Genomic DNA, 2,953 nt, shown 5'->3' with positions numbered 1-2,953 from the left:
CCCCCGCCGATAACGGCGCTAACGCGCTCGGCGTTGGTGCCCGCCGCCTGCCGGAACAGTTCATGGTCGTCAGCATGAATGGCGACGACGATCTCGCTGGTCCGCGGGTGGGCCAGAAAAATGTCAAGCGTGTGTGCGATAACGGCAAAGCCGCCAATGTGTTGATATTGCTTCGGTCCGTTGGCCTGTCCGGCGCGCGCACCACGGCCGGCCGCGACGATTACCACCGCGACCTTGCCATCCGCACTCGAAACGTGATTTTCACTTGCGTCAGTCATTGCAGATTGGCTTAGCGCACGATCCCGAAAAGTGTAATCGGTTTTCGGCAAAGATCGTGCGTCAAATATGAATCCCAAAGCGTCCTTTGCGCGTCCCACGGGGCGCGCGGCGCTTTGGCCACACCCAATCCCGAAGGCCAGCATTTTCCCAATTGCGCCTTAATGTGGCGTCATTCCGCGTTGCACATTGCGGCCGATATGGCTAGAGAATGTGCAACGAATGAAGATGCTTGGTTTTTGTGCATGGTTAATTTGACCAAATTGGCCGCGCCGCTTAACGTCGGCGGCGTGAAACTCCGCAATCGCGTGTTCCTCGCGCCGATGTCGGGCATTACGGACGAGCCGTTCCGGCAGCGTGCCCACGCGCATGGCGCGGGCCTGGTCGTGTCCGAAATGGTTGCCAGCGGCGAGCTCGCCAAGGGCAGGGCCGGTTTCAACCTGCGCATACGCCACTCCGGCCTGCCCGTCCATATGGTTCAGCTGGCCGGCCGTGAGGCGATGCACATGGCCGAAGGTGCCAGAATCGCCGCCGGCGAGGGCGCCGACATTATCGACATCAACATGGGATGCCCGGCCAAGAAGGTCACCGGCGGTTATGCCGGCTCGGCATTGATGCTGGATCTCGACCACGCACTGTCGCTGATCGACGCCGTTGTCGGCGCGGTCGAGGTGCCAGTGACGGTCAAGATGCGGCTTGGCTGGGACGAAGGCGCGCTCAACGCGCCGATGCTGGCGCGGCGCGCCGAGCAGGCCGGTGTCAGCATGGTGACCGTGCACGGCCGAACGCGCTGCCAGTTCTATCAGGGCAAGGCCGACTGGCGCGCCATCGCCCGCGTCAAGGAAGCCGTGTCCATCCCGGTCGTCGCCAATGGTGACGTCTCTTCGCCGGCGGAAGCGGCCGACATTCTCGATCAATCGGGTGCCGACGCCGTGATGATCGGCCGTGCCCATTATGGCGCGCCCTGGATCGCAGGTGGCATTGCGGCCGCAGCGACAGGCGAAATGACGCCAAATATTCCACAGAACCCGACGGCGCTCGCCGACTACATCGTGGCCCACTATGAGGATATGCTGGCGCTCTACGGCGCCGAAAGCGGCCTGCGCCAGGCGCGCAAGCATCTCGGCTGGTATCTTGATCGGCATGCAGGCGGCGTCGCCGACGACAGCCGAAAGGCCGTACTGACCGCATTCGAGCCCGCGCGCGTCATTGCCTTGCTGCGCGATGTGTTTTCGCGCGATCCGCAACCTTTGACCCTGCGGAGTGCCGCATGAACGCCGCCGCCGGCCAAGGCGCTGAAATGGCGGATGCCGCCCAGATCGTGCTCAACACCATCCGCCGCCCGGTGATCATGATCAGCGAGGAAGGCTTCATCACCTTTGCCAACGCCGACGCGGAGGACTTCTTTCGTTCAAGCGCGACCATGCTCGCCCGCAACACGCTGTCAAAACTCATTCCCTTCGGCAGCCCGCTGCTGACGCTGGTCGACCAGGTGCGCGAGCGCCTGGCACCGGTCAACGAGTATCGGGTCGACGTGTCGTCGCCGCGTCTCGGCATCGAGAAGGTCGTCGATCTCTATGTCGCGCCGGTACCGGAATTTCCGGGCTCGGTGGTGGTTATGTTCCAGGAACGGTCGATGGCCGACAAGATCGACCGGCAGATGACGCATCGCGGTGCGGCGCGCTCGGTCACCGGCTTGGCGGCGATGCTTGCCCATGAGATCAAGAACCCGCTCTCCGGCATCCGCGGCGCTGCCCAGTTGCTGGAACTGTCGGCTTCCGACGAAGACCGTGCGCTGACGCGGCTGATCACCGACGAGACCGACCGCATCGTGTCGCTGGTCGATCGCATGGAGGTGTTTTCCGACGAGCGGCCGATCGACCGCTACCCCGTCAACATCCATGTCGTGCTCGACCATGTGAAGGCCATTGCCAAGAACGGTTTTGCCAAGAGAATCAAGATATTGGAGGACTATGATCCTTCGTTGCCTCCGGTGTTTGCCAACCGCGACCAGTTGATCCAGGTGTTCCTCAACCTGGTCAAGAACGCCGCCGAGGCGATCGGCAGTGACCCGCAGGGCGAGATCATGCTGTCGACCGCCTTCCGGCCAGGCATCCGTGTTTCCGTTCCGGGCACGCAGGACCGCGTGTCGCTGCCGCTGGAATTTTGCGTGCGTGACAATGGTTCCGGCGTCTCGGAAGATATCCTGCCGATCCTGTTCGACCCGTTCATCACCACCAAGCCGAACGGCTCGGGGCTGGGGCTGGCGCTGGTCGCCAAAATCGTCGGCGAACATGGCGGCATCATCGAATGCGAATCGACGCCGCGCGGGACCACATTCCGCATCCTGATGCCGGCCTGGAAAGAAGCGCCATACGGCGCCGATGAAGACGGTGAAGGAGACCGCAAATGACCGTTCGCGGCAATATTCTCGTCGCCGACGACGATGCGGCGATCCGCACTGTCCTCAACCAGGCGCTTTCGCGCGTCGGCCACGAGGTGCGCGTCACCTCCAATGCTTCGACTTTGTGGCGCTGGGTGGCGGCGGGCGAGGGCGATCTTGTCATCACCGATGTGGTGATGCCGGACGAAAACGCCTTCGACATGCTGCCGCGCATCAAGAAGGCGAGGCCGGAACTGCCGGTCATCGTCATGAGCGCCCAGAACACCTTCATGA

The 2,953-nt window shown here is 62.9% G+C and carries 4 protein-coding genes; 3 read left to right on the top strand and 1 reads right to left on the bottom strand.

Going from position 1 to position 2,953, the window contains the following annotated elements:
- A partial coding sequence (locus EN932_RS32740; RefSeq protein ID WP_206618989.1) for a 2-C-methyl-D-erythritol 4-phosphate cytidylyltransferase occupies positions 1-278 on the bottom strand: 278 nt, incomplete at its 3' end.
- 243 nt (positions 279-521) lie between these two features.
- Here EN932_RS32740 and dusB point away from each other — a divergent pair.
- The 3 genes from dusB to EN932_RS32725 all read left to right on the top strand — a co-directional run.
- Positions 522-1,550, top strand: a complete 1,029-nt coding sequence (gene dusB, locus EN932_RS32735) for a tRNA dihydrouridine synthase DusB (protein WP_127369737.1) — start codon at positions 522-524, stop codon at positions 1,548-1,550.
- Positions 1,547-2,689 carry a nitrogen regulation protein NR(II) gene (locus tag EN932_RS32730; RefSeq protein ID WP_027163473.1) on the top strand — a complete coding sequence of 381 codons (1,143 nt, stop codon included), beginning with the start codon at positions 1,547-1,549 and terminating at the stop codon, positions 2,687-2,689. The genes dusB and EN932_RS32730 overlap by 4 nt, the downstream gene beginning before the upstream one ends.
- The coding region (locus EN932_RS32725; RefSeq protein ID WP_128369391.1) for a response regulator at positions 2,686-2,953 on the top strand (268 nt) is incomplete at its 3' end. The genes EN932_RS32730 and EN932_RS32725, both read left to right, overlap by 4 nt.

This window comes from Mesorhizobium sp. M7A.F.Ca.US.002.01.1.1, assembly GCF_004022955.1.
In the GTDB taxonomy this organism is placed as follows: Bacteria; Pseudomonadota; Alphaproteobacteria; order Rhizobiales; family Rhizobiaceae; genus Mesorhizobium; species Mesorhizobium ciceri.
This window is presented reverse-complemented; position numbering and strand designations above follow the sequence as displayed.